1 protein-coding gene is annotated in these 815 nt (G+C 64.5%); it reads left to right on the forward strand.

Going from position 1 to position 815, the window contains the following annotated elements; genetic code table 11:
• The coding region (locus MKK67_RS31145; protein ID WP_243972871.1) for an ImmA/IrrE family metallo-endopeptidase at nucleotides 1-668 on the forward strand (668 nt) is incomplete at its 5' end.
• Nucleotides 669-815 lie beyond the last annotated feature (147 nt).

Genomic DNA, 815 nt, shown 5'->3' on the forward strand with positions numbered 1-815 from the left:
TGATGGCGCACCACGTCCCGGATCAATCCGGCCGGTTCATGTGCAAGAGCTCTGACCTTCTCCGCGTCACAGCGAAGGAGGGTGATCAGCGGCAGCGCAGGGAGGTCGAGGCCAATCGCTTCGCCACTCTCATGTTGATGCCCCCGCACCTGTTGCGGGGAGCCATGGCGGCCTTTCGCGAGCCCAATCTGCAGCACGTTCTCATGCTCGCGCGCGCCTTCGCGGTCGGCAAGGAGGCGGCGGCTCGGGCCTACGTGCAATACCAACCCGAGTGGATCGCCATCGTCGTGGCGGGCAATGGCCGGGTGCAGCGGTGCTACCGCAGCCTCTCCTTTCCGGCCATCATCTCCGCGGTCGGCAGCCCGGTCCCAACAGGCTCGCTCTATCACAGTGATCCACATCAGCCGAACATCGCGAGCGACATCGCCGCGTGTAGCCCCGATCTCTGGATCGACGTGAAGCGCGACCTCCGCGCGCCGTCCCTCTACGAGCAGGTTTACCTTCAGCAGAACAACTTTGCGATGATCCTCCTGCGTCTGGAAGCTGTCCCGGTGGAGAGCGCGGAGGAACGCAGGCTGGATGAGGCCTGGCGTCACCGTTTACACTCGGGGCGACGGTCGGCAAGACCCAGCCCTGATGGAGCAGCGCCGACGGTTATAGCGTGCTGATTCGTCAGTGCGGGCGGTACCACCGTCCCGAGGCTGATCCGGCGCACTCCTCAGGTCGGCATAGGTGCAATGAGGCTCGTGAATGGGGGGAACGGACGCCTATCCTCGGTTGGTCCTCATTCGGTCTGCTGAGGCGGACGCGTTCCT

It is taken from the genome of Methylobacterium sp. J-072, from assembly GCF_022829425.1.
Classification (GTDB): Bacteria; Pseudomonadota; Alphaproteobacteria; order Rhizobiales; family Beijerinckiaceae; genus Methylobacterium.